Origin of the sequence: Halomonas gemina (assembly GCF_023554995.1) — a bacterium.
Lineage (GTDB): Bacteria > Pseudomonadota > Gammaproteobacteria > Pseudomonadales > Halomonadaceae > Halomonas > Halomonas gemina.
Map to the genome: position 1 here is coordinate 1 of NZ_JAMJPK010000010.1, position 25,992 is coordinate 25,992.

The 25,992-nt window shown below is 58.3% G+C and carries 23 protein-coding genes and 3 pseudogenes; 7 read left to right on the plus strand and 19 right to left on the minus strand.

The window, feature by feature from the left end:
- A pseudogene (locus tag M8009_RS17440) lies at nt 1-236 on the minus strand (hypothetical protein); the annotation flags it as partial.
- Between the two features lie 198 nt (nt 237-434).
- Nucleotides 435-620 (minus strand): annotated as a pseudogene (locus tag M8009_RS17445) (IS5/IS1182 family transposase); the annotation flags it as partial.
- 1,316 nt (nt 621-1,936) lie between these two features.
- Between M8009_RS17445 and M8009_RS19350 the strand changes: the two are divergent.
- The 5 genes from M8009_RS19350 to M8009_RS19355 all read left to right on the plus strand — a co-directional run bounded on the left by M8009_RS19350 (nt 1,937) and on the right by M8009_RS19355 (nt 3,753).
- Entirely contained in the window at nt 1,937-2,089 is a 153-nt protein-coding gene (locus tag M8009_RS19350; protein WP_430886926.1) for an MbcA/ParS/Xre antitoxin family protein, read from the plus strand.
- A 285-nt stretch (nt 2,090-2,374) separates the two neighbouring features.
- Entirely contained in the window at nt 2,375-2,749 is a 375-nt protein-coding gene (locus M8009_RS17450; protein WP_250063526.1) for a hypothetical protein, read from the plus strand.
- Nucleotides 2,750-2,751: 2 nt separating this feature from the next.
- Complete coding sequence (locus tag M8009_RS17455) at nt 2,752-2,952, plus strand: hypothetical protein (RefSeq protein ID WP_250063528.1); 201 nt, start codon at nt 2,752-2,754, stop codon at nt 2,950-2,952.
- A 63-nt stretch (nt 2,953-3,015) separates the two neighbouring features.
- A complete protein-coding gene (locus M8009_RS17460; protein WP_250063530.1) occupies nt 3,016-3,204 on the plus strand; it encodes a hypothetical protein in 189 nt (62 codons plus the stop codon).
- Nucleotides 3,205-3,525: 321 nt separating this feature from the next.
- Nucleotides 3,526-3,753, plus strand: a complete 228-nt coding sequence (locus tag M8009_RS19355) for a DUF6957 family protein (RefSeq protein ID WP_488592970.1) — start codon at nt 3,526-3,528, stop codon at nt 3,751-3,753.
- Between the two features lie 29 nt (nt 3,754-3,782).
- On the opposite strand, the gene ltrA is transcribed toward M8009_RS19355, so the two are convergent.
- The 3 genes from ltrA to M8009_RS17475 form a co-directional block, all read right to left on the minus strand.
- Nucleotides 3,783-5,060 (minus strand): group II intron reverse transcriptase/maturase, encoded by a 1,278-nt coding sequence (ltrA, locus tag M8009_RS17465; RefSeq protein ID WP_250063531.1) that lies wholly within the window; start codon nt 5,058-5,060, stop codon nt 3,783-3,785.
- A 579-nt stretch (nt 5,061-5,639) separates the two neighbouring features.
- Nucleotides 5,640-6,523 (minus strand): IS5 family transposase gene (locus M8009_RS17470; RefSeq protein WP_250063532.1). Its coding sequence is split into 2 segments (ribosomal slippage): nt 5,640-6,173 and nt 6,176-6,523, totalling 882 coding nucleotides; the frame shifts between segments, so codons are not numbered across the junction.
- Between the two features lie 7 nt (nt 6,524-6,530).
- Nucleotides 6,531-6,803 carry a hypothetical protein gene (locus M8009_RS17475; protein ID WP_250063533.1) on the minus strand — a complete coding sequence of 91 codons (273 nt, stop codon included), beginning with the start codon at nt 6,801-6,803 and terminating at the stop codon, nt 6,531-6,533.
- 248 nt (nt 6,804-7,051) lie between these two features.
- Here M8009_RS17475 and M8009_RS19360 point away from each other — a divergent pair.
- Nucleotides 7,052-7,225, plus strand: a pseudogene (locus tag M8009_RS19360) (IS30 family transposase); the annotation flags it as partial.
- A gap of 125 nt (nt 7,226-7,350) precedes the next feature.
- Here the strand turns inward: M8009_RS19360 and M8009_RS17480 are convergent.
- From M8009_RS17480 to M8009_RS17495, 4 genes are read right to left on the minus strand one after another with little or no spacing between them, the layout of a single operon-like run.
- Nucleotides 7,351-7,770, minus strand: coding sequence for a hypothetical protein (locus tag M8009_RS17480; RefSeq protein WP_250063534.1), 420 nt, complete (start codon nt 7,768-7,770; stop codon nt 7,351-7,353).
- A complete protein-coding gene (locus tag M8009_RS17485; protein ID WP_250063535.1) occupies nt 7,767-9,812 on the minus strand; it encodes a hypothetical protein in 2,046 nt (681 codons plus the stop codon). The genes M8009_RS17480 and M8009_RS17485 overlap by 4 nt, the downstream gene beginning before the upstream one ends.
- Nucleotides 9,809-11,773: a hypothetical protein gene (locus M8009_RS17490; protein WP_250063536.1), complete on the minus strand. Its 1,965-nt coding sequence runs from the start codon at nt 11,771-11,773 to the stop codon at nt 9,809-9,811. The genes M8009_RS17485 and M8009_RS17490 overlap by 4 nt, the downstream gene beginning before the upstream one ends.
- Nucleotides 11,774-11,775: 2 nt before the next feature.
- Nucleotides 11,776-13,320 carry a site-specific integrase gene (locus M8009_RS17495; RefSeq protein WP_250063537.1) on the minus strand — a complete coding sequence of 515 codons (1,545 nt, stop codon included), beginning with the start codon at nt 13,318-13,320 and terminating at the stop codon, nt 11,776-11,778.
- A gap of 118 nt (nt 13,321-13,438) precedes the next feature.
- Here M8009_RS17495 and M8009_RS17500 point away from each other — a divergent pair, with 118 nt between their 5' ends.
- Nucleotides 13,439-14,290 carry a glutamate synthase-related protein gene (locus tag M8009_RS17500; protein ID WP_250063538.1) on the plus strand — a complete coding sequence of 284 codons (852 nt, stop codon included), beginning with the start codon at nt 13,439-13,441 and terminating at the stop codon, nt 14,288-14,290.
- A 24-nt stretch (nt 14,291-14,314) separates the two neighbouring features.
- Here the strand turns inward: M8009_RS17500 and M8009_RS17505 are convergent, their stop codons facing one another.
- From M8009_RS17505 to M8009_RS17550, 10 genes are all read right to left on the minus strand, one after another.
- Nucleotides 14,315-15,358 carry an NAD(P)H-dependent flavin oxidoreductase gene (locus tag M8009_RS17505; RefSeq protein WP_250063539.1) on the minus strand — a complete coding sequence of 348 codons (1,044 nt, stop codon included), beginning with the start codon at nt 15,356-15,358 and terminating at the stop codon, nt 14,315-14,317.
- Nucleotides 15,355-16,374, minus strand: a complete 1,020-nt coding sequence (locus M8009_RS17510; protein WP_250063540.1) for a YihY/virulence factor BrkB family protein — start codon at nt 16,372-16,374, stop codon at nt 15,355-15,357. The genes M8009_RS17505 and M8009_RS17510 overlap by 4 nt, the downstream gene beginning before the upstream one ends.
- Before the next feature lie 7 nt (nt 16,375-16,381).
- Nucleotides 16,382-16,906: a retropepsin-like aspartic protease family protein gene (locus M8009_RS17515; RefSeq protein WP_250063541.1), complete on the minus strand. Its 525-nt coding sequence runs from the start codon at nt 16,904-16,906 to the stop codon at nt 16,382-16,384.
- Nucleotides 16,907-16,979: 73 nt separating this feature from the next.
- Nucleotides 16,980-18,335, minus strand: a complete 1,356-nt coding sequence (locus M8009_RS17520; protein WP_250063542.1) for an MFS transporter — start codon at nt 18,333-18,335, stop codon at nt 16,980-16,982.
- 50 nt (nt 18,336-18,385) lie between these two features.
- Nucleotides 18,386-20,416: a CocE/NonD family hydrolase gene (locus M8009_RS17525; protein ID WP_250063543.1), complete on the minus strand. Its 2,031-nt coding sequence runs from the start codon at nt 20,414-20,416 to the stop codon at nt 18,386-18,388.
- A 61-nt stretch (nt 20,417-20,477) separates the two neighbouring features.
- A complete protein-coding gene (locus tag M8009_RS17530; protein WP_250063544.1) occupies nt 20,478-21,782 on the minus strand; it encodes an ATP-grasp domain-containing protein in 1,305 nt (434 codons plus the stop codon).
- A 72-nt stretch (nt 21,783-21,854) separates the two neighbouring features.
- Nucleotides 21,855-23,051 carry a toxic anion resistance protein gene (locus M8009_RS17535; protein ID WP_250063545.1) on the minus strand — a complete coding sequence of 399 codons (1,197 nt, stop codon included), beginning with the start codon at nt 23,049-23,051 and terminating at the stop codon, nt 21,855-21,857.
- A gap of 45 nt (nt 23,052-23,096) precedes the next feature.
- Entirely contained in the window at nt 23,097-24,041 is a 945-nt protein-coding gene (locus M8009_RS17540) for a cobyrinic acid a,c-diamide synthase (protein ID WP_250063546.1), read from the minus strand.
- 41 nt (nt 24,042-24,082) lie between these two features.
- Nucleotides 24,083-24,259: a hypothetical protein gene (locus tag M8009_RS17545; protein ID WP_250063547.1), complete on the minus strand. Its 177-nt coding sequence runs from the start codon at nt 24,257-24,259 to the stop codon at nt 24,083-24,085.
- Nucleotides 24,260-24,354: 95 nt separating this feature from the next.
- Nucleotides 24,355-25,980 carry a BCCT family transporter gene (locus tag M8009_RS17550; protein WP_250063548.1) on the minus strand — a complete coding sequence of 542 codons (1,626 nt, stop codon included), beginning with the start codon at nt 25,978-25,980 and terminating at the stop codon, nt 24,355-24,357.
- Nucleotides 25,981-25,992: the final 12 nt, after the last annotated feature.

The following is a 25,992-nucleotide window of genomic DNA, read 5'->3' on the forward strand; positions in this document are numbered from 1 at the left end:
TCCTCGGCGGTAGCGATTCTAGAAAGCGCCTCCGCAGATTCGGCTTGAATGGCATGAAGGCGTGCGCGCGCCGCATACGCCAAGGCAAAGGACGGATCAGCGGTGATCGCCTCCTCCAATGTTTGTGCTGCCCCCAGCCAGAGCGAGAGTAGGAGATCGAGGCCCGTCTGGTACAGTTCGGCCGCGAAATCGGAGCTTGTCGAGAGAGGCAAACCATAGCGGTCATGGCAAGGCATAGCGCAGCTACTCCATCGATTATCATGTATTTTAGCGCAAGAAGGCGATTTGCTGTTCATCTAGGGATCCGCTGTACAATTCAGCACGGGTACCTCAAGCGATCAGCGAGGCTCAAGCACCGTGTCAGCGATCACTTGCTGACCACCTCAGGTGGCATTTTTGCCTGGGGGCCGGATTATCCGGCCCCCAGGCCAGATTCAAGACACACTGCCCCCGTCAGCATGGTCCTGGCACCTTCCCAGCAGCACTAGGTTTGCCAGCCCGAACAGGCTGAAGAGTTGCGCCTGGTTCTTGGCCAGACCCATGTAGCGCACCTTCTGGTAGCCTAAGAGATTTTCGAGGACATGAAACGGGTACTCAGCCGTGGCGCGGGTCCTTGCCTTAAGCTTCTTGCCCACCAGCAGTAGCATCTCTATGAGGGTTCTTCCATCTTCTGATCAGATGGTTGCAGAAAAGGCTAAATTCTATGACACCGATAGCTGCAAAGCAGCTGCGGCAGAATTAAGGATTGTTTCATAAAGTATTGAACATGACAGACCTACTGCACTGATCGCTCCTACACCTCGGGTAGCTAGACCACCCACCTCTCTCGGCTTGACTCCCCTACCATTGAACGTTGGCAGACAATCCGCAACCCTACAAAAGCGCTCTTCCCCATGACTTCAGAAGAAATGAGTACACAATTCATGTAAATGCATTCTTTTCCCAGGCACGCCGAGCATTGGTATGAAACGACCCGAGAAACGATATCTTATGAGGAAAGGTATTTTTCCATAAATCTATTTTCGAGTTTGGACCAATTATTTTGATACTTCCGCTACACAGTGATGAAGCGGGCCCCCCAATTATCAGTGTGCAGGCCTCAATCATCTGCTTGATCGAACGGCCGGTGATAGGCTTTCACGCTTCCTTTTAGCCGCTCCTGAGGGTCTAGTATAAGATGACTTACTGCCTGCTCCCACTCGGGGGATCGGTGCCAGTCTTTAATTGTCTCTTCATACAGAGCTTGCGCTGACTCTACAGTAGCGCCCGCCTCTCTAACGCAGCGCATAATAAGATTTGGTGTTAATTCAGTAAATAGAGATACAATTATTGCGCCTGCGGTTTCAGAGATCCCTACTACATGAATCGTTCCATGCCGAAGCGCAAGCGCAATCTGCTCCTCTGTCACAACCCTGCCATAAGGTGCGTTAAGATGCGTTACTGCCACTCCCAAGACTGACATATCCCATCCCTCGTGAGCCAAATTCACTTTTTTGAATTGCGATACGATAGCCACGCTGCAAGCGCTACCAGCACGCCCAGGCCCAAGAGAGGCGATGCTAACAAAATCATTTCAAGGTACTCGTTCACGATACCCCCTAGGCTATGTTGCTTTCGCTACCCTTTTACTCCTACTACTCTACATCTATCATAGCTGCAATATAGGTAGCTGAAAATGAAGGTTCTTCACGTAGATGGGTTGCCTTCGGATGTTCTGTGTGACGACGTGGCATTCATCCATGCGGTCAAAACAGGAATCCCCGGCCAAGTTGTACGATAAACTGTTGAACTTCTGGGTGGGCATCGCGATGCTGGTAGCGGACCTCACAGAGGCCACCCCGGCAACCTTCACAGCATCTACACAAAACCAGCCCTTGAGAAAACACAGAGCGAAGAAATCTTAGACCTCCTGCGCCTGTTCGCCTATGCCGGTACTATCCTTGATAGCGACGACATCGTCAGAGGTTGGTTCAGTTGCAAGATTCCCGCACTCTCGGGCTCGCGACCGGTTGATCTCATGGATACATTTCAAGGCAGAACCATGGTACGTGATGTACTCGAGAGGATCGAGCGCGGGGAGTTCAGTTAGAGGTCAATCACAGGCACATATGTGGGCCAGGGAGTTCATAATTTAGGAATCACATGATGCGTTATGATTTCAAAATGAAATGGAGAGGATAGTGAGAACCACCGTAACCATTGATGATGCCCTGTATAAGCAGGCTATGGATCTTGCTGATCCCGGTGTGGACAGCCCGTCAGATCTTTTCCGTGAAGTACTCCAAACATATGTACGAGTGCAAGCGGCGCGACGGCTTGCAGCCTTGGGTGGCAAGGCTCCAGCCATGCGGGATATCCCGCGTCGAGACGAGTCATGACAAACCTCAACGAATTAATTATTGAGTGTATCGAAAAGAAACCAGGAAACAAGGAGTTTGCCCTGTTTTTCAATCTTGATGGGGAGCCTGTCTGGGAAGCAATGCTTGGGAATGAACTGCCTATACCGCTCGCCGAGTCCAGAGGTGAGTTTTTGGGTACAGGAGCCAGCCCTGAGGAGTCAGTGAAAAACCTGAAAAGCAATCTCCTAAGCAGCACCCTGAATGAAGATTATGACTGGCTGCTGGCACTTCCACGCACGCCGTGGCTTGAGGATTTCGCAGAAGGACGCGAGTACAATATATGGGGTGATAAATCAAAACTGTATAGTGATTTGCTGGCTTTTATCCATTCAAAAGGCAAGGGAGAGTGAATATGGATAGACAAGAAGCTATTAGACGACTCGTAGCGATTCAGAATAGGCAGGCAGAGTACAATTCGTGGCTACAAGAGTTGGTGGTAGATCAGCATATGCAGCATGTTGATGCTGATGAAGTGCTGTGCGAATTTTTAATCAGTTTGGGGCATGGGGATGTTGTTGAGGAATATCGCAAAATCGAGAAGTGGTATTCATGACTCGCCTCGCCCGCAAAGATAATCGCTTGGAGATTTTCATTGATGGTCAGCACTTGGTGCTCCATGAGCACTACCAGCGCCCTCGCCTGTTTACCTTGGCTCCCGTTCTCCAAACGCCGACGCACGCTGTTCTGGCTGCAACACCACTTTCATATGCTGACCGGCTCGCTGAGTATGTCGATGCTTGCTGAGCGGGTGCTGCTTGAGGCCAGGGGCATCCAAGATGGCGACACTTTCGAGATAGATATCTAGAAATCACCAGTCCCTCCCTCGCGCAATCTATAAATCCTTGTAAGTTAGTCTAGGATGATTGGGGCTAGCTATCGTTTTTGCACGTTGCTTAAGATAAGACCAAGGTAGCAACGCTCTTTCCATATCCTCACAGACTCAGATAGAGACGTAACCCCACCCTGCATGGCACCCATCATGAAACAACCAAAAACTATTAATGCCCTCCCCGCATGGAGATCTTCAGCTGAGAGCCACCGTGACAACGCCTGTATCGTCTAGGACTGGGAACTAGTCAGCATTGATCTTGAAGGTAAAGATGTTCAATTCCTTTACCGTACAGTGGTGAGCGACTATAAGCGCCGCTGGCAGTATGGCGACTATGTGTTCACAAGTGCAGTGGTGAAGTTTGACGAAGAGACGGGGTTAGTGAAGACAAAAAACTCGCTATACTGCCTTCAGGGTAACGGCGAAGAGGTGTTTCCCACGCTGAGAGAGGCCGCTAGGCTTCGGTCGGGTAGACCGGGCGATTACTCGTCCCGGCCCCCCACAGATCCGGACGTGCGCAATTAACGCATCCGGCTCCTCAATCATCAGATTCGCTAAAAGGACCATCGGTGCACTACCCTTGCACGCGGCAAGGGAAGACGAGCCAGCAGTTGACCTGCCTTCTCCCAAGTAATCCACCCTTTCTGGGAGCGTCGACTCAACCACTTTATCCAGTACCAGATTACCCGGAACCGGAATACCTGAAGCGCTCTGCCATTGTTGCAGATACCGTAATAAGCAAAGTGCCCTTGGACCTTCCGACATAGATGGAGATGCTGGACTTGAAGCGGCAGGTGCCGATTCGCTCGGCACCAGAGCGAAATTTTCCTCAGTGACCTTTTGAATCGGTCCTTGGCCGTTTTCTGTTTGATGATCCAGCGACCACGCCGGGATTTTCCCCAGTAGTGGGTAAAGCCCAGGAAGTCGAAGGTCTCGGCACGCAGCTCGCGGTGTGGTCGAAACCGCACCAGCCGGGTCTTGGTCGGGTGCAGGGTGAGCCCGAAGCGCGCGAAGCGCTTGGGCAACACCTCCAGCACCTTGCGGGCATCGGCCTCGTTGCTGAATGCGAGCACGGCATCATCAGCGAAGCGCACCGAGAATGCTCGTCCACGCAGGCGTGGCTTGACGTCTTTCTCAAACCACTCATCCAGCACATGGTGAAGGTAAACGTTCGCCAACAACGGGGAAATGACCCCGCCTTGAGGGCTTCCTACCTCACCTTTCTGCCACTGCCCGGCGTCCAACACCCCGGCCTTGAGCCACTTGCCGATCAGGCGGAGGATGACACCGTCCTTCACTCGTTGCTGCAAAAACGCACGCAGGTGCTGATGGTCGATCGTGTCGAAGAAGGCTTGGATGTCCAGGTCGATGACCCAGCCACCCCCCATCGACGACAGGTCATCCCATACCGTCTTGATCGCCTGGTGCGCCGAGCGCCCCGGCCGGAAACCATACGAGCCGTCCAGAAAGTCGTGCTCGTAGAGGGGCTCCAGCAGGGCCACCACGGCACGTTGCAGGACCTTGTCTTCGAAGGTGGGAATGCCGATCGGCCGTGTGGTGCGCCCATCTCCCTTGGGAATATGGACACGCCGCACCGGCGGGGCTCGATAGTGACCGCTCTTGGCCGCCTCCAGCAGCCGCTGGATATTGGCCTCGAAGTCGTTTGCGAAGTCATCCGCCGTCTGGCCATCGATCCCGACAGCGCCGTCTCGGCGCGTCATCAGGTAGGCCGTCTTCAGCCACTGGGCATCGATGTTATGCGCCAGTGACGTGAAGGCACGCTGCGGGAAGCGCTCTGCCAGCGCAGCTATCCGCAATTGTTTCGTGTACATGACACCAGGTTCCTGTGCACCTGTCATGTTTCCCTCTCGCGGTTCTGATGATTGGCCGCCCCTTCCCTCCAGCGGGTCCCGTCGAGCCAGTTCCCCGCTTTCTTAGGTACTATGAGCGACTCCGACTCCCGCCTCTCCTTCCGGCCGGCTCCTTGTCGTCGCCTGGTCGTACCCCCTGAGTGCCTGTAATTCGCTTCCAGTACCGTCAGGCACGACAGCACCGGACCGGGAGCTTTCGCAGCAGGCAGCCCCTCGCCTGTGCCATTACCCTTCAGGGGAGAGAGGCGGGCCTCCCAGGTTCCTGGGAAACCCCTATGTGGACATGCCCTGCTCTCCGACCCCGGCGACCCTCCCCGCCAAGCCACACAGCGGGTTCGTGTTGCCTTCCACTTTCAGAAGAGTGTCGGCGATCGCGACCATGACTATTTCGGGGCTCAATCACACGGCCTGCCCACTCGCTATCTACGCTTCACAGCAGCGATTGCTCGATGCTGCGCAAGACTCGCTACCGGCTGGTGGCTAACCTTGGCCGGGTGGGACTTTCACCCACTGGGTTTCACTACGCCCTTTTCACCTCCTTTAGTTGGTGTCCTGGGCGACCAGGCTTCTCCTGGCGCACTCTGAAAAGTCGGCACGTAGGCAACGATCTATGCAGGCCAGGCATACCATCGCTCTGAAGCTGCTGGCCAACTTGTCGTAGCGGGTGCAGACGCGGCGCAGTTCCTTGACCCATCCGAAACAGCGCTCGATGATGTTTCGCTCTCGATAGCGGGACTTGTCAAAGCCCCTTGGGGCGCCAGGGCGCGGTTTTCGCTTCATCTTGCGCCGGGCAATGATCGGCTTCATGCGGTGCCGGTCGCAGTAGGGGCGAAGCGAATCGCTGTCGTAGCCCTTATCCGCCACAATGTGGCGACAGCGCTTACGTGGCCTGCCCCTGGTTCCAGGCAGATGAACGTGTTCCATGGCCGGGATGAAGTGGCGTGTATCCGAGTCCTGCCCGGGTGAGAGCGTGAAGGTCAACGGCCATCCATGCCGATCACAGACCATGTGGATTTTGGTTGTCAGGCCTCCACGGCTGCGGCCCAGGGCATGGTCTACGGGCTCTTGGTGTCCCCCTTTTTGCCGCCTCCAGAGGCGGCGCGGGTGGCGCGGATCGATGTCGAATCGATCATCCAGGTGTCCAGGTCCATCAGGCCATCTTCTCGCAAGCGGAGCTGGAGACGCGCCAGGATGGTCTCGAAGGTGCCGTCATCGCGCCACTGACGGAAACGATCGTACACCGTCTTCCAGGGGCCGTAGCGCTCGGGCAGATCGCGCCACTTGGCGCCTGAGCAGAGGATCCAGAAGATACCGTTCAGCACCTGGCGGTCATCGCGGCGGGGGCGTCCCGTTCTCTGCGGCGGCGACACGATGTCCTCGATGAGGGCCCAGCCGTTGTCGGAGATCTCGTAGCGTCCTGCCATGGGTCACCTATGCTGCTGAGGCATAAGTGACATTAGCAAATTCGAGTTTTCGGACAAAGCCTAGACGCACCGCCATGAAGTAGAGCCAGTTCTTCAGCGCGACATGCCCTTCGTCCTTGCGGCGGGCGACATTGCGCTGCCCGGCGTGGCGGACCTGAGTGATGGTAGCCTTGGGGAACCCGTAAGCGTCGAGGAGGGCGTAGATGAACTCACCGCTGTCGGCATCAGGCCGGGTCGCTGCGGTGAGGGTATCCATGCAGTAGGTCTGATCGAAGGCCATGAGGCGCGTGCTCCCTGCGTGCTGGCTCGGGTGGAGTCTAGAGATTCGATATCTCCTGAAGCCTACTTAGTCATGCCGAAGATGTCACGAATCAAAGGCACCAATGAAAAAAAATGGCTACAAGAGAACGGGTAAAGATCACCTCAACTCTTGGGAATTTCTGTATTATTCCGACTTATCCGTTTTCTGTTACAGAGTTTTCCTGACTAAGCCAATCACATAAGAAAGATCATTTTATGAAGTTAGTACAACGAGGGCCCAATAAGAACCTGAATGGCCTGATACGGCAGCATTTCACAAAGGGAACGGAGTTCCGCAAGATCACTGATGTCGAGCTAGGCAAGTTGATTAATAAGCTGAATAACCGCCCTCGCATGCGGCTCGGCTATAGGACACCGGCACAAGTACTCCTGATGGAATAATCAAAAGCCTTGGATAAAGCAAGTACTGCGTTTATTGATTGAGTTTAGACATCCCAGCCATCGGACAAGACACGACATGTCGATATTCGTCCGTGAGTGTATATCGCCGAACCTCAGACGGTAGGTCATGTCTCATCATATTGATCATTTTTAGCAAATTCCAGCTTCGTTCTGTAGCTTGTTCTAAAACTGACGACCTTGCCTTTCTTAAGGGCCTCGTTTTCCATTTTAAGCTCCCATACTTGGTTCTCCAACGAAACGAGCTTCTCAAGTACAGCATGGTACTTTAACTTATAAGCTTCGAGTTCTTCACGATACTTAACCTTGCGTTTTGTCTCTAATTTCGCACGCGATCCAGGCGTAACCTGTTTCTCTTGCTCTACTGAGGCTTTATTGATATCTGCCACGAGCCTAGGCATTCTATCCTTACGAATCGATGACGCTTTCCTGCCTGCCTCTTTCGCTACTGCATCAACAGATATTCTAACCCCACGCTTAATGAGCCGATCTAGCGCCTGGTAGTATTGCTCTTCTGACTTAGTCATACTGACGAATCTTCTGCATTTGAATTGGTGTCGATAATCTCCTTAATTTTCTTAATCTCGTCTGTAAGCTGCTGATGGTGATGGCTACCTGAAGGAAAGCAGTCTCGCTGTCTTTGAAGTCGAACAATGGACTTGTAAAGCTTAGTGAACGTCTCATCATTATTTATCGCCCACTTGCAACTCACACACTCTGCGATCACTGTAAGAGAGAGTTTGACGCATGGCTCTGGATTAGTGCAGCCTCCGAAGGGCCCTTGCTTATATGTCATCTCGCCTTGCTTGAACCTTTTCAGCGTGGCCGATCTATCTGTCACTATAACCAAAGGCTTTCCTTTGTCCTTTGATTGTTGGATACGTTTACCCTCAGGTCCCCAAAGCCTAGAGTTAGAATCAATAACCTCTTTTTCAAAAGAGAGAAAATCTGTAATTCTTCTCTGCGCCTCAAGGTCTTTGATAAAGCTCAATTGGCTTTCATGTATCGCCAAATCTTCATTATTATCAGAAGTTAGGAAATTTTTTGCCCAAGCCGATCTTTGCTGATAGTAAAGAGTCATTTCTTTAGTTAAGTGTTTAAACTGGTTCTTAAGAGTACCAATCGATACAAGTCCTGACTTGGCTGCATAGACGGCTAAAGAACGCCTGCATTGATGTGGTGAAAGTGGCCAGGGCTTACCAAGTTCAATACTTTTCTCGCCCCAGTCTCGAAATGCCATAAAGGAATTCAACTCATCTAGGTCTTTATCAGTCACAATAAGCTGTTTGTGATTTTCCAACCAAGTTCTCGTTCTTGCCCTACTTATCTTAGGAAGGGTCGGGGCGAGAGGATACACCCATGTACTTTCAGACGCATTTTTCTTTATTCGCATGGGGAAAAGCGGGTAGTCATCAGACGGAAAAGAAGAAAGTTCGTAGTTGCTTTCTAAGCCGGTGATTTCTGCAACTCCCAACTGAACTTTTACTGCCTTTTCAACTATATCAATTGTAATCCATTTCGCATTTGCTAGCTGACCACCTCCTATAGTTTTGTGTGTATAACCTTTGATCAGGCAGGTTTCTCCTGCTTCCGTCGATACCTTATAAAAACAGTTGGAGGGAAGCTTTAAAGCTTCACCCAAGCGCATCCCTGAAAAAAGCATAATCCAATAGATTGCTTCAAATTTAAGCTCATCCACATACCACTTTAACTCATCCCAATTACTTATTCCTTTTTCCTCGAAATAATGAGTAAGACCGCTTCTGAATACCTCTTCCTCCCAGGTTGTTGCAAATTTTGTTCTGAATACTCTTTTAACCGCGCCGAAATATTTCGGCTCGCCACTTTTATACTTTCTTCTATAGAGATCAACGATAGACCCAATCATAGGAAGTGCGCAATTTATTCTATAGTCTATTATTTTTATAAGCTCACCATAAATACGCGTAGGAATAAGTGGCGTCCTAGACTCATAATCACCATTTTCAGCGGTTTCCTGAAAGTCTTTTTCTAAAATACAAACAAGCTCAAGAAGGTGCTCGTAACACCCTTCAAATCCTAACAGCTTATCATTTGATGTGTAAAACACCAGCTCTTTGAGCAGCCGAAGAATGCGTTTCTTGACAGATCTGGCTGCTTCAGCATAACTAATTATAATTGCATCCCAGTTCTCTTTTTGCGAAAGCAACTCACTAATTGTAACATTCAGGGTGAAAGCAAGTCGACCTAACCTTCTCATTACATCAATACGTATAGTGTTCGCAACTCTCTGTTTGTCATGGTAATAAATTTGAGCGAAGACTATAACCTTCATCTCACTCTTAATCTTCTCATAAAGTCTGTCGTTTGAAGACCGTTTATCACTCCACCCATCAAAGTTTAATTTAACCGACCCACGTGACGAATCAAGAAGTATCCAGCTATCGTCGCCATAACAAGATAGTACGCTTCCATCCGCACCCCTTGAGATAGCAAAATCATTGCCCTTTTTATGAATAAGATCCGGATGGTCTGGAATCAAGTTACTTTCCAAGCCGTAATCGGAGATGTAATTTCTCCAGACGCTCATGCAACACCTCCGAGATCTATTAAGACATCTAGATGTATACTCCAAAAATCATCAAGCAATTCTTTCTCATCAACCTCTACTGCAATATTGTTTACTTTTAACCTGAGGTCGTCTTTATAACAAGTAATCGCATGTAGAACCTCATTTACGCGATGTATAACTACACCCCATGTCTCTTCATATTGCTTGATATCGCCTCGAGTTCCTCGTAGCGCCTTAGCTAAGTACCTAATACTAAGCAGCCGTCTGATATCTTCATCATCTGCATGCACTGCGTAATGCTCACAAAACAAACAGTTCTCGAACTTTCTGCAATCGGGCGTAGGTGCAAACTCAGTAAATTCTTCACGTTTATGAGGTGTATTAGGAGCTTCACATCGGCCTGCTGGAATCCAAGTTTCGCTACTATCGTCCACCTTAACAGGCACAACATCCAAGGTACGAGTCCTGCTGATAGCTGTTTCGTGTACCTGTGAAAGAAAAGCGTTCATTTCGCTTGCAGCTTCATCTATACCTACGACTAAATAGCTTTGCCTTTCAGTCTTTTCCGAATGCTCCGAAAGCGCAGAAGACTTTTCTAAATCACCCCCTGATATGCGGTTAATTTCAAGAGTACGATGATCTCTAGCCTCATCGCATATCACCCACTCAAAACCATCAAAAAGCTTGCTTAAAAGTCTTGCTGTAGGGTTATTAGAAGAGAGGGAACAAGTAGGATTAAAATGGCAAGATTTTGAATTTGTCCTTGGGAATTTAACAAATACTTTTTTTAAATTTTTCTCTTCAATACGTTTGAGTATGTAACTTCGTATATCAAGAATTTTCTTGAATAACGGGGTAAAAGCTGCGCCGAACTCAGGATATACTACTTTATTTCCAGCGCGCGCCTTACATCCACTTAATCGCCAGTGCTTTACTGTTGGAACGAACTCCAGGGTGTCAATCTCCAAGTTATATATTGTACTTGTATTCTGACCTGTAGCCATAGCAAACATCAAGGCACCTGCTCGAATTGCAAGATTTGCCAAGCTCTCAGAACTTACCATTTGGTTCTTAGTAGACACGCACAAATTATAGTAATTTCCATACTCCTTTGACTTGTTCTTTACTCCTTTATCTTCAGAACAGCCCATAATTTCAAGATACTTACCGTAGGTAGGTACAGAATCAAAAAATAAGGACTCTCGTTTACTGCCAAAGCTAGAATTAGTTATATGAAAATTATGGAAGTATCTTTTTTCGCCTTCCGGCGTCTCGTATTGCCTAGGAAAAGGCAACTCTTTTATCAGAACATCATGGGCCATTTCAAGGAAAGTTTTCAAGCATTTAAACTGATACCCAATTTCAGTATGGGAGCGTGCTTTACCCCGTACAGCTCCAGCTCGTTCTTTAGTGGTCTCTGAAATTCTGACAAGTGATGAGAGCCATACATCAGTACTGTTTAGATTGAAAACAGCACAAAGCGTGCGACGTGAAGCACTTTGTAATGCAGCTGCATATCTTTGCTTTATTGGCTTTAAAGCTGTATCTTTTCGCCTAACTTGCTTTCCCAAAGATATAAGATATAAAAGGTAGTGGGAATACTTATCGTAGGCATACAGCATGTCATTTTTATTATTGAAATCTAGATCTTTATCTGAAAGCTGTTCATCAACAAAGCTTATAAAACGCTTCAATTCCCCATGAAACGTTCGTGCTGAGCTTTTTGTTAATGATGACATCAAAAACTCTACGTAAGCTTCAACAAAACCTTCTCGGCGAGGATCGTAAGAATCTATGTTGACGTGGTAGCATGCATTATAACCAGGCTTCCACTGTCTCTCAGTGAAGCACAATACCCCAATATCAACAACACATCCCTCATCAAATTTTAGAGAAAGACTTTTTACCTTAAGAGGAGCTGTAGCATGACCAGAAAATTCGATAACGGATAATTTTTCCCGGGCAACGATATTGGGCATGCTCAAGCTCCTTCGTTACCGATTATTGCTTTGGACGATATTTCTAAACTTAGCGGATCTATTTCCCCATTATCGCCAATAAGCCTGCGTTCGAACTCAGCGACAAGCTCTTTTCTCCAGTGAATTCGGTCACGATATTTCAAATAGCGCTCAGTTGTTTTCCTACTTTTATGATTTAGCCTCACTTGAACAATATCGAGTGCCGCAGAGTAGCCTATAAGTGGCCGCCCTAATTCTTTTCGATAATGGTTTATCGAATCAATCTGCTTGTAGCATGCCTCAAGCAAATTCATGCCAAACGTCGCCCTAAGGTCATGAAATGAGAACTTATGAAAACCAGTGTGCTTTTTGCATATGGAGGGCAATAACTCCTGACGAATAAACACTCCCACACTATCACCAATTTTAGGGCTGCCTTCTTCTAATGCGCCACTTGAATTCACACGACGATCAGCGGATTTATTACGGCGATCACGCATCTCTCTCTTACTTGTGTAGTAAGGTGTACTATTTCTGGTAAGAAAAAGATAGTTAGAATCTGACTCACCGTAGAATGATAATATTCTACGTTTTTTTGCGACATCGCTATAAATATAATGCTTAAGCTCTCTGATGATCCTTTCAGGCACCCATAGCGTTCCTACATCCCCCCCCTTTCCGTCAGCATCAAATAGGCCGCCATAATTGATGAGCGCATACCCTTCTTCGTTAATTGGGACATTCAAAATGTTACGAATACTCAGGGTACAAACAGTCTGAAGGCGAGCGCCAGTTGCCAGAGCAACCATAAAGATAAGCTGTAGGCATCGGTTATGGTCCCTGAGCGCATTCAATAGAATATATTGCTCTTCTGGGATTAATGGCCTCAACCTTCCTTGGTCGATAATTACGTAAGGATCATCAGTAGGCCTGGCTCCCTTAATACTAATATCTGTTGTTTGGATCGACAGAGAAGCTGAAAATCCTGAACTATTAATATAGTTTATCGTTCTATCGAAATCTTTAAAAGCTATCTCACTTGTAAGCAGCTGACGGTCAAGTAGCCCCCAGGCCACAAGGGTCCTGTAAAATTTCACTACTACATTGATCCTTGCCGAAGCTGTGCTTCTTGAGAGCAGCCCGCTTGAAACTCGGTCAAGCAAATCATTTCTATATCTATAAGTTGGCCGACGGCGCTGACTCTCAGGGAAAACCGCGAAATCCAAGTCTTCTTTTTCAAGAAATCGAAGATAATCACAAAGGTGCAAAGCTTTCGACTTGTGCGAGGAATGATGATAATCGTTAGACCTAGAATCAAGCGCTAGCCGTGTCAAGTAAAGATTTCCAATAGTCCAAGGATAGCCGTCGCCCTTTATAATCACAGGGAAGTTAGGAAGATACCCATCAACGTCTTCGTGTACTTTGTAACTCTCTTCACTTGCTATACGCTTTCCCTGTTTCCATTCTCTATCACTAAACGTCAACTGACGAGGGTAAAACTGGTTAATAAGCTCAACAGAGGCTACGTCAACTTTGCTCAGCAATTGCCCATCTGCACTTATAGCCATGACATGCCCACCAAATGCCCATTGTCAGTAGTCTGGCACTTTCGGTTCTATCTGTCAAGAGCCTTACTTTCGGTGTAGCGCCAAGCCGGGCCATGGCGGCATCCTGCCCGGTGCCAAGGTGACCGCGGAGATCGCCGCCGCACGGGGCGTTCCCATCGGCCAGGACGTGGTATCGCCGGCCAGCCACCCTGCCTTCTCCACCCCGCTGGAGATGATGCACTTCATCGCACGCCTGCGGGTGCTCACCGACGACAAGCCAGTGGGCATCAAGCTGGCCATCGGCCATCCCTGGGAGTGGTTCGGCATGGTCAAGGCGATGCTGGAAAGCGACATCCTGCCCGATTTCATCGTGGTGGACGGCGGCGAGGGAGGGACCGGCGCGTCGCCACTGGAGTTCATCAACCGCCTGGGCATGCCGCTGGTAGACGCCCTGTCACTGGTTCACAGCACTCTGGTAGGCGCCAATCTGCGCCATCGTATTCGCCTGGCGGGGTCCGGCAAGATCACCTCGGCGTTTCATATCGCTCGCACCCTGGCGCTGGGCGCAGACTGGTGCAACGCCGGACGCGGCTTCATGTTCTCGCTGGGCTGTATCCAGGCCATGAACTGCCATACGGGGCGCTGCCCCAGCGGCGTGGCGACCCAGGATCCGCGCCGCAGTCGACACCTGGACGTGGCCGACAAGGGCGAGCGGGTCTATCACTATCACCGCAACACCCTGGAGGCCCTGGCCGAGATGCTGTCCGCCGCGGGGCTGGAACGCCCCGCCGACCTTGGCCCCGGCCACATCATGCGCCGCGTGTCGCGTCACCAGTCCTGCTCCTATGCGGAACTCTACCCTGTCCTGGCTCCGGGCGAATTGCTGCGCCACCTCCCTGACCAGCCGCTGTTCCAGCGATTCTGGGAGGAGAGTCGCGCCAACAGTTTTCAGCCGCCTGCTCAGGTCGTCGAGCTTCGCCACCGGGCTTGAGGCCCTGCAGATCACGCGACGCCCTCAGCGCGGCAGGCCTCGGGCCAGTTCGCGCACCACCTCGGCGGCGGGGACCTCGCGGCAGCGGCTGGCGTTCTGCCCCGCCCACAGCGGCGAGAAGTCGCCACTGCCCTGCGCCTCGGCGGCGGCGCGCAGCGGGGCGAGGGCCGCGGTGGCCAGCGGGAAGGTCGGCGCCGCCTCGCTGATCGGCCCCAGCTCGCGCATCAGCCGAGTCACGATGCCCCGGGCCGGGCGGCCGCTGTAGAGATTGGTCAGGGCCGTATGGCGGGCCGCCTCGCTCATCAGCGCCCGTCGATGGATGGCCGAGGCGCGGGATTCCAAACAGCAGAGGAAGGCGGTACCCACCTGGACGGCGTCGGCACCGAGGGCAAGCGCCGCCGCCACGCCCCGGGCATCGGCGATGCCGCCGGCGGCGATCACCGGCACCTCCACCGCCTGCCGGACCTGGGGCAGCAGCGCCAGGGTCCCCACCTGGGTGGTCAGATCCTCGGTCAGGAACAGGCCCCGATGGCCGCCGGCCTCGAGCCCCTGGGCGATCACCGCATCGGCGCCGTGGGCCTCGAGCCAGCAGGCCTCCTCCACCGTGGTGGCCGTGGAGAGGACCGTCGCGCCCCAGGCCTTGACCCGCGCCAGCAGTGTCGGCGCCGGCAGCCCGAAGTGGAAGCTCACCACCTCGGGGCGAAAGGGCTCGAGGGCGTCGCAGGCCGCCTGGTCGAAGGGACGCCGCCCGGCCCCGGCAGGCACCGCCTCGATGTCGAGGCCGAGCTCGGCATACCAGGGCGCCAGGGCCGCCTGCCAGCGCGCCAACCGCTCGGGGTCAGGCGCGGGCGGCGTATGGCAGAAGAAGTTGACGTTCACTGGCCCCGAGGTCGCGGCGCGCAGGGTCTCGAGCTCCTCCGCCATGGCCTCGGGCGATAGCATCGCGCAGGGCAGGGCGCCGAGGCCACCGGCACGGGAGACGGCGATGGCCAGTTCGCTGCCCTGGGCGCCGGCCATGGGGGCCTGGAGAATCGGCAGGTCGATGCCCAGCCGGTCGGTCAGTGTCATGGGGTATCTCCTCGATCAGCGGCGTCCTGGTGGGAAGCGTTGCGCTTGCGTTTGCCGCGTCGCCATGGCCACTTGTGGCCCAGGGTATCGGCGGCGTGGGCCTCGCGCTCGCCCGGGGGGCGGGGGTCGCCGATGGTGGTGTCGCGACGGGTCTGGCGCTCCATTTCCGCGTTGAACTCCGCGCCCAGCAGCACGATGAACGCCGACAGCCAGAACCATAGCATCAGCACCACCACCGCCCCCAGCGAGCCATAGATATCACTCAGGTTGATCACGCGGCCGAAGTAGAACGACAGCCCGGCGGAACCGATCAGCCATAACAGTGTGGCGACGACGGAGCCGACGCTGAGCCACTGCCAGCGCGGCGGCCGCCGATACGGGCCGAAGCGATAGAAGACGGCGATGACCAGCATCATCACCAGCAGGAGCACCGGCCAGCGCAGCCACACGATCACCGTCACCATCAGCGTATCCAGTGCCAGCATGCCGATGGCCAGCGGAAAGAAGGCGACGAAGGCGATGGTGATCAGCAGCACCAGGATCAGCCCCAGCGTCAGCGCGGCGACGATCGCGCCTCGCTGCAGTGACCCCCGGCGGTCCTCCTCGCCGTACACCACGTTGAGCCCGATCACCATCCACAGCACGCCCTTGGAGGCGATGAACATCGCCACCACCACGCTACCCAGAGCCGTCAGGCTAAGACCGGTGCTGGTACTCTCGCCTATCTTGCGGGCCTGATCGTTGATCAGGCTCGAGGTCTCGGGCGGCAGATAGCGACTGAGTTCCACGATCCGACCCGCCAGGTCCTGGGGGTCCATCACCAGCGCCCAGATCGAGATGATCGCGGCGATCGTCGGAAAGAGCGCCAGCATGGCATTGAAGGCAATGCCGGCGGCCATCATGGCGACGAGGTCCTGGAGAACCTCCTGCTTGACGCGCCATACGATATCCAGCCATCCGGTCGCGGGGATCTGCCGGGGCTCGTCGGCACAGCGACCGCGTTTCGGCTTCGCCATAGGTACCTCAGTTGCGTTGCGCGGGGCGCAGCACCATGCGCGCATCGCGGATCTCGATGTCGAAGCGGTCGAGGAAGCTCATGCCCAGCAGGGCCACCTCGCCGGTAAGGCCCGGGCTGATGGAGCCGCGCACCTCCCGGGCGGAGAAGCCGCCCAGGCTCACCTCGTCGAGCCGCGTCAGCTCGCCGCGCACCCGACCGTTGGCGGTATTGAACCAGGCGCTGCCGGTGCTCTCGAGCCCCAGCCGCTCGGCCAACCCGGCGGGCACCGCAACATAGGTGGCGCCGGTGTCGAGCAGGAACTCCACCGGCTGGCCGTTGATGCGCCCGGTAGCCACGAAGTGACCGGCGCGGTTGCGCTCCAGCACCACCGGTTCCCCCTCCCCCACCGCGACATTGGCGAGGTGGGCATTGGGGTTACGCTGCGCCTCCAGGTAGTCGTGGAACCACCAGGCCCCGCCCCCCAGGAAGAGCACCCAGAACAGCAGCATCATGCCCAGCCCCGCACGGCGTGTGGCTCGCTCCTCGCTCATGACCCTCCCTCCCGGCGTCTGCCCTTTGAGACCATCATGCCACAGCGACATTCCGCGTCGGTCCCGCGACGACCTAGCGTCCGTTGCGCGCTTCCCAGTCGCGGGCCGCCTGCTGGCCGCGGGCCTGGTCGACGGCCAGGCAGACCAGGATGGCGATGACGAAGAGCACCACGCAGAGCAGGATCGAGGCCTTGAGCCCCACCAGCGACTGCAGCAGCCCCAGGCCGATGATGCCGATCACCCCGGCAAGCTTGTTGGCCAGGCCCCAGAAGCCGAAGAACTCGGCGGCCTTGCGGCTCGGCGAGAAGAGCCCCACCAGGGCGCGGCTGGCGGACTGGCTGGAGCCCAGGGAGAGGCCCGCCAGGCAGCCCACCACCAGGAAGAGGTGCTGGGCTTCCCAGTCGAGCCCGAAACGGGCATGCAGGAAAGCGGTGACCTCCGGTGTGGCCCAGATGGCCAGTATCGCCGCCACCCAGAGGCCCAGGGTAAAGAGGTAGGTGACCCGGGTGCCGATGCGATCCTGGATGAAGCCGAAGCCCAGGGCGCCTGCCGCCGCGGTGATCTGCACGATGATGAACATGATGTTGCGCACCGACTCGTCCCAGCCGATCACCTGGGCGCCGTAGATGAAGGCGAAGGCGATGATGATATAGACGCCGGCCATGGAGAAGAGCAGGGAGACCAGGAAGATCCCCAGGTCGCGGAAGCGCCTAAGCTCGTGCAGGGTCGTCGAGACGCGCTCCAGGGCGATCTCGCGGTAGGGCTTGCCGGGCGGCTGGGGCGTGCCGCGCTCCTTCACCCACAGGAAGGTAGGGATGGCGGTGACCAGGAAGAAGCCCGCCGCGAAGGGCCCCACCCAGCGGATGCGCTCGAAGTTCTCGGCGGTGGCCTCGCCCAGTGCCACCAGGGTGAAGCCCGCCGCGAAGAGCCCGCCCACGTAGCCCAGCGCCCATCCGAAGCCGGAGATCTTGCCCAGGTCCTCGGGCGGACCCAGGTCCGGCAGGAAGGCGGCGATGAAGGACTCGCCCATCGAGTAGGCGTAGTTGGAGACCACGATCAACGCGAGCCCCAGCATCACGTAGCCGGGCGCCACGAAATAGAGCATGGCGGTGGTGGCCACGGTGGCCAGGTAGCTGACGAACAGGAAGCCCTTCTTGGCGGCCCGGTAGTCCATCACCGCCCCGCACAGCGGGCCGGTTACCACCACCAGCAGGTAGCTGACCGCCAGCGCCAGGCTCCACAGGAAGTTGGCCAGGCGGTAGCCGTCGCCGCGGTCGCCGACGATCACCGTGGTGAAGAGCTCGCCGAACACCACGGTGATGATCAGCAGGGTGTAGGCCTGGTTGGCGAAGTCGAACATCGCCCAGCCGAGGATCTCCTTGCGCGAGGCGCGGGGGGTCGTCGGCACAGCGGCGGGGATCGGACTCATGCGGAACGTCCCTGTGGCATCAGGCCGCCACCATAGCAGCCCCTCCCGCCCTAGACGAGATCGCGGGGAATGGTCTCGTCCCAGGTTCGCGCATAGATCCGGGTATCGCCCTCCCAGGCGTCCAGGGTGGCCCGGATGCGGAAGTTGTCGGCGTCGCTGGTCAACAGGGTGCGGGTCAGGGTGCTGACCTCCCAGTCACCGCGCTTGAAGCTGCGCTGCCACTCCGTCCAGCCGCTGACGCTGTCGTAGCTGCCGTAGGCGTAGGAGTAGCGCTCGGTGACGCTGGCGGCGATCTCCAGGGCGATGTCATCGATCCGGTAGCGCCCCTCGTCATGGACCACCTCCAGGGTGGTGCGATCCTGGGCCAGGTCGCGGATCACCTGCCAGGTCTCCTGGGTCGGCTGCAGCAGCGTCTTGGCCAGGGGCGGCGCGCCCTCCGGCTCGGCGAAGGCGGGCAGCGCGGCCTCCTCCGCGGGGCGAGGCTCGCGGCGCGGCAGCAGCAGCCGGCTGGCGCCGGGCCAGAGGGTGATCCGCGCCGGCTGCGGCGCCGGCCAGGCCAGCGGCCAGTAGCTGGTGGATAGGGACAGGCGGATGGCATGGCCCGCGGGAAACTGCTGGGCGATATGCTTGAGCGGGATCCTGACCCGATAGCGCCGGCCCGGCTCCAGCGGCTCGGGGTGCTCGTCGCTGTCGCGGTGGGTCAGGTTGAGCAGCCCGTAGGAGACCCGGGTGGCCTTGTCATCCTCGGCGATGTCGGAGAGGCGCAGCGCCACCATGGCCACCGGCTGGTCGGCGGCGAGTTCGAGCTCCACCAGCGGCGACCCGCAGATCTCCAGCGGCGCCTCGAGGCGCGCCGACTGGAAGATCAGCGAGCCACCATCCTCGTCGCGCTGGTCGTGGGGCAGGTCGGGCGGGGCATTGTAGGAGCACCACTTGCCGGCATAGAGCCCCACCGAGAGGGGCGAGCGGATGTCCAGGACCGCCCCGTCGTCCTCGCTCCCCTCGCCTTCCGGCACCAGGTCGTGCCCCTCGGTGAGCCGGAAGGCCTCGGACTGGATGTTCGGTGACGGCCAGTCGGGCTCGGCGACCCAGCGCCCGGGGCGCTCGTCGTAGCGCGCCGAGGGGGGCATCGACTCCTGCATCCAGACCCGCAGCATGGGCTCGTCCATGATCCCGGTATCGATACCCTTGAGCCACTGGTCCCACCAGCGCAGCGACTCCTGCAGGAAGCCGATGGCCGGCCCCGGCACGCCCAGGTGCGGGTACTTGTGGGCCCATGGGCCGACCAGCCCCTTGCGCGGCACCGAAAGCCCCTCCAGCACCCGGAAGACGGCGTTGCAATAGCCGTCGGCCCAGCCGCTGACGGCATAGACCGGGCACTGGATGGCCGAGTAGTCCTCGCACACCGAGCCGTGCTTCCAGTAGTCATCGCGACGCTGGTGCTCGAGCCACTGGGCGAGCCACAGGCCACTGCCGTCCAGGCGCTCGAGCCACATCTGCCGCCAGCGCTCCCCCACCAGCTCGGGGTCGGGGGGGCAGGCGTTGCCGTCGAACATGGTCGAGGCCCAGGAGAGATTGTCGGCGAGCAGGCAGCCGCCCATGTGGTGGATGTCGTCGGCGTAGCGGTCGTCGGTGAAGCACAGGGTGATCACCGCCTTGAGCTGCGGCGGGCGCAGGGCGGCGATCTGCAGGCCGTTGAAGCCACCCCAGGAGATGCCGATCATGCCGACCTCGCCGGTGCACCAGGGCTGGGCCTCCAGCCAGGCGAGGACCGCCAGGCCATCCTCGAGCTCGCTGGGCAGGTACTCGTCGGTGAGCACGCCGTCGGACTCGCCGGTGCCGCGGATGTCGACCCGCACCCCGGCATAGCCATGGCCCGCCCAGTAGGGATGGCTCTGGACGTCGCGCTCGGCGGTGAGGTCGCGCTTGCGGTAGGGCAGGTACTCGAGGATCGCCGGCACGGGATGGAGCTCGGCGTCCACCGGCCGCCAGATACGCGCCGCCAGCCGGCTGCCATCGGGCAGCGGGATCCAGGTCTCCTCCTCCATGACCCGGCGGGGGAAGTCGTTGACGATACGCATGGTCCTGCTCTCCTTAGTCCCTTGAATGAGTCCCTTAAAACCTGCTCCTGGCGGGATGCTCTCAGCCCTGGATGCTGTCGAACTCGAACGCCAGGCGCGCCGCCAGCCGATCATAGTCGGCGAGCAGTTGCTCGGCCGACGATGCGCCCAGATAGACATGCGCCAGCGCGAAACTGTAGGCATCCTGCTCGGGCAGGGAGGAGAGCTGCTGCCCTTCCTCCACCTGCACGGCGATCTGGCTCCCGGGGAAGTCGGCCATGAGTTCCTCGAGCTCCTGCTCGGTGGGTACCCACGTCACGATCGCATCGGTAAAGAACACCCGATAGAAGAACTTGGCGGCGATGGGGAAGGCCCCTTCGCGATGGGGCATGTCGGGGCGCCGACCCAGCCCCAGGTCGATGGTGACCTGCTGGTTACTGACCCCATCGACCTTCTCGAAGAGATCGCAATGGGACTGGGAGATGCGGGTGTTGATCTCCAGCAGCCAGATGCGCCCCTGCACCTCGTCCCAGAAGTATTCGACGTTGAAGGCGGCGTTGTCATAGCCGATATGGGTCATGATGGTGTCGGTTAGCTCGACCATGGTGGCCTGGACATCGTCGGGCAGCCCGGAGGGATAGCGGTAGTGGAAGAAGCTCAGCACCTGGGGATAGCGCAGCGAATCGACGATGCCGTAGCTCACCACCTCGCCCTCGAAGACGTACCCCTCCACCGTGCACTGCCAGCCGCCGATGATCTCCTCGGCCATGCAGAAGTGGCCGTCCACGGCGGCGATCTCCGGCGGCAGCTGCGCCTGCTCGAGAACCGTGTTGAAGGGGTCGGCGATGCTCCCGATGGAGTCCCGAAGCTGCTCGATGGCATGGTAGAAGTCCTCGGGCGTCTCGATGCGGAAGCCCAGCCGCGACCCGGACGACTTGATCGGCTTGACGAAGAAGGGGAAGTAGAGTCCCGCCTCGCCAATGTGGGTCATCGCCTCGTCATCGAAGGGATCGAAGGCGGTGAAGGCCGGGATGTGGTCGGGGATCACCTCGCGCTGGACGCGGCGGCTCCAGTACTTGTGCTCGCACTTGAGCAGGCTCGTGAGCGAAGTGGTGCGGGTGCCGAAGCGCTCACAGAGGATCGGCAGCATGGTCGAGACCGGGAAATCCATGTAGCCGACGATGGCATCGACGGAGCCTTCGAAGGCCTCGAGCTGTTCCGTGGCCTCCGCCAGCATGGCGGCGATGTCGAACTCCTCGGTGTCGTAGACCGCCTCCGGGGAGATCACCCCGTGGAAGCGCCACTGCCCGGCACCCCGCAGCGTCTCGAGACGCTGGCGGTTGAAGTCGTTGAGCCCCACCACGAAGATGTTCTTTTCCTCGGCCATTGCCCTGTCCCCCTCTGTCGCGCGCCGGACCCGGCGCCTTCGAGCAGCATAGTCCAACGGGCGAAAACGGGATCAACGCTGCCGGGGCCCCTCGGCATCGGCCTCTCCCTTGCCCTCTCCCTCGCGGCCGCGCTGCAGGCGGTCGATGGCCTCGCCGCCCCGGCCGGCCAGGGTGGCCAGGCGATCGATCTGGTCATCCAGCCGCGGCAGCGCCTCGCGGCGATAGCGGGAGAGGTCGTCGATGGCGCCCATCACCTCACCGAAGGCCTGCTCCAGGGCCTGCATGTCGAGCATCGCCGACGAGGCCCGCTGCTGGATGTCCACGCCCTGCTGGCGCAGCGCCCGCGCGGTGCCGCCGATCATCTCCGAGGTCGTGGCATTGAGCGCCTCGACGCGATCCAGCACCAGCCGCTGGTTGGCGATGGCCAGGGCGACCGTGACCGCCACGGTCAGCGCCGAGACGGTGACGTTGATGGCGCGGTCGACGCCACGCATCAGCTCGCGGTTGTTGCGGATGATCACCTCCAGCGCCAGCACGCCCTGCTGGCTCACCGCCAGCTGCTGCTGCAGGTCGACGATGCGCTGGCGCAGCGGGAACAGCAGCTCCTCCTCGAGGAAGCGCCGCTGGGGGTCCTCCTCGTCGCGCCGGGCGATGGCGGCCTGCAGCCGCTCGTCGATCAGCCGTCCCAGGGTGACCTGGCGCTGCAGCTGAACGTGGCTCTCGTGCAGCGACTGCTGGTCGTCGCTCAGGGTGAGGTTGTCGCGATGCAGCATGTCGCGCCCTCCCTCCAGGTCGGCGATGATCGCATCCAGCGCCTGCTGGGCGGTCTCGAACTTGCGGAAGTAGCGCTGCAGGCGACTGCCACCCCCCGGGAGCAGCGCCAGCACCCGGTCCAGCGGGCCCGGTGACAGGCGGTGCCGGGCCGGGTCCAGCTCCTGCATCCGGCCGCGCAGGTCGACCAGGGCCCTGGCCACGGGGCCGCCCTCATCGCCGTGGTGGGCCAGCTGGCGCAGCGGGGTCTGCAGCATGGCGCTCTGGTGGGCGGCCTGCTGCTGCAGCTCCAGCCCCAGCTCGTCAACGGCGCGTCGCTGGCGCGCCATGGCCTCGGCATCGCCACCGGCGACCAGCTCGTCGACGAAGGCATCGGCCTCGGCCGCCAGCGACGGGGCGTCTGCGCCACCGTCCGACGGGCTCCCGTCCAGCTGGCGGGCGATCTCCTCCACCGGGGGCAGTGCCAGGCGAGACTCGTGATCGGGTTGCTGGGTCATGGTCACCTCTCGAAGGATCGGGTCAGGGCGTGTGAAGGGACGGGCTCAGGGCTTGCCACGCCCGTAGCGGTCGGCACGTGAGACGAAGCGGCGCAGCTCCTCCAGCGCCTGCTCGGTGGTGACCGAGGCCTGGGGGCGCCCGGTCTCGATGCGCGCCATGGACACGGCCGTGTCGTCGAGGACGGTCAGCGCCGACTCGTTGCGCGCGGCCAGCTCACGCAGCCCCTTCTCGGTCTCCTCGAGCAGCTCCAGCCGCCGCACCAGGGCGGCGCGCTCCTGCGCGCCCAGCTGCCGGCCCTCGCGACTCAGGCGACGCCGCACGAAGTCACCGTCCACATTCGCCACCCCGCGGGCCCGGGAGGCCATGGCGTCGAGGGTATCCACCACGGTGCGGCAGACCTCGACCACCAGCCCGCGGGCGCGGGCGAAGGCCAGTTCGCCGCTGTCGAAGCGGCCCCCCAGCACCTCCAGCACATGGCGGTAACGGCTGTAGACGCGGTCGGCCTGGACCGCCAGGTCGGGGCGCCGTGCGTCGATCAAGGCCTGCTTGGCCCGGCACAGGGCCAGCACCAGGTCGTCGGCATCCGCCGGCGGCCGTGCCGGGTCGAGTACCGCCAGGTCGGCCTCGTGGGCGTCGCGCTGCTGCTGGGCGCGGCGTCGCGCGTCCTCGGAGGCCCGCACCGCCTGCCGGCGCTTCTCGCGCCGCCGAGCGAGCCAGCCGCGCAAGCGACGCTCCAGTGGCAGCGCCACCGGAATCGCCACCAGCCCCGCGAGCCAGCCCGCCAGGGTCGGCCCGAAGCCGCCCCACAGCGAGGTCAGCCACAGCAGCATGCTGATGAAGGGCACCACCAGGGCATAGCGCAGGATGACCTGCAGGCGGCCAGGCGGGTCGAACGGCACGGCCAGGCGCGGATTGACGAGCCCCACCAGCAGCCACGGCAGGCAGGTCAGGAAGAGGCCATAGGAAAATCCCTGCAGGAATCCCAGCATGGGGCAGATCATCCTTTATGCATCGGAGGGAAGGCACGGCACTAGAGCAACAGGGTGAGGACCAGGGCGACGACCCCCACCAGCAGGGCGATGCTCACCGCCACGACCACCACCCGGTCGAGCCAGCGATCGAAGCAGGCCCAGTCGAGCCCGCGCCGTGGGCGTCGACGGGTGGCACCGCGACGGGGAGCGCCGCGGCCGCTGCGGATGAGGGTCATGGTCGAAGTCCGATTTCACCATTGTTCCCTGAGCTTACGGCCTGCCGCGGTGACTGGCCACCACCATCAGCCACGATCGCCACCGATACCCCGCTTCAGCGCTTAATGCGCCGCTTGATCCTGCCGGGCGCCGCCAGGCGACGACTCTCTGCCTCGCCCAGGGACTCGGCCTCGAAGGCATCTGCCCCCACCGGCGTCTCGCCGTGACGGCGATAGAGCTGGGTCAGCAGCGCTCGATGGTCGCGCTGAAGGGTGCGAATCAACGCGACCACCATGCCATAGAGCACCAGGGAGAACGGCAGCGCCGCGAGGACCGAGGCCGACTGCAGCCCGGTCAGGCCACCGGCGGTGATCAGCGTGAGACAGATGGCTGCGATCAGCACGCCCCAGGTCACCCGCTTGAACAGCGGCGGGTTGATGGAGCCGGCGTCGGTCATCTGCGCCACAATATAGGAGGCGGAGTCCGCGGAGGTAACCAGGAAGATGAAGATCAGCAGCATCGCCACCACCGACAGCGCCCCGGAGAAGGGCATCAGCTCGAACATCTCGAACAGGGCCACGGTGATGTTGTCCTGGGTGGCCGCGGCCAGGCCCACGTCGGTGCCGAGTTCCATGTTGATGGCAGCACCGCCGAACACGCCGATCCACAGGCAGGCCAGCAGCGGCGGCACCAGCAGGACACCTACCACATACTCCTTGATGGTGCGTCCGCGCGAGACCCGTGCCACGAAGGTGCCGACAAAGGGCGACCAGGCAATGGCCCAGGCCCAGTAGAAGAGCGTCCACTCCTGCGCCCAGGCATCGTTGCTGTATGGGGTGGTGCGCAGGCTCATGCCGATGAAGTTCTGCAGGTAGTCGCCAAACCCGAGCATGATGGTTTCAAGGATCGCCACCGTGGGGCCCGTCACCAGCACATAGAGCATCAGGCTTATGCAGAGAATCATGTTGAGATTGGAGAGACGTCGGATCCCCCGGTCCAGGCCCGCCCAGGTCGAGGCCATGTAGGCCAGGAACAAGGCAAACAGGATGATGAACTGCCAAAGGGTATTTTCGGGCAGGCCGAAGACGGCGTTGAGCCCGCCATTCATCTGCAGCACGCCCAGCCCCAGGGAGGTGGCCACGCCCATCACAGTGGCCACCACCGCGAAGACGTCCAGCCAGCCGATGCTGGAGCGATACCGCGCCTCCTTGGGGGTGACCGAGGAGAGCACCGAGGAGACCAGGCCAGCCTGCCCCTTGCGAAACTGAAAGTAGGCGATGATCAGCCCCACCACCGAGAAGGCCGCCCACTGGTGGATCCCCCAGTTGAAGTAGCTGTACTGGATCGCATGGCGCGCCGACTCGACGGTCTCGGCGGGCACATCCCCGTAGGGCGGATCGATGTAATGGGTCATGGGCTCGGCCATGCCGTAGAAGACCAGCCCCACGCCGAAACCCGCGGCCAGCAGCATGCTGATCCAGGAAAAGAAGCCGTAGTCCGGCCGGCTGTCCTGCGGCCCCAGGCGAATCTTGCCGTAGCGACTCAGGGCCAGCCATCCCAGCAAGACCACCCCGCTGAACAACGAGAACAGGTAGAACCAGCCGAACAGGCGCGTCGTGCCATCGAGGGCAACTTCCGCGAAATCGCCGATCGCCTCCGGGAACGCCGCCCCTCCGATAACAACGGCAAGGGTGATGCCCAGTGAAACGTAAAAGACGCGCTGTCCGCCATGACTGGCCATCGTCGACTCCTC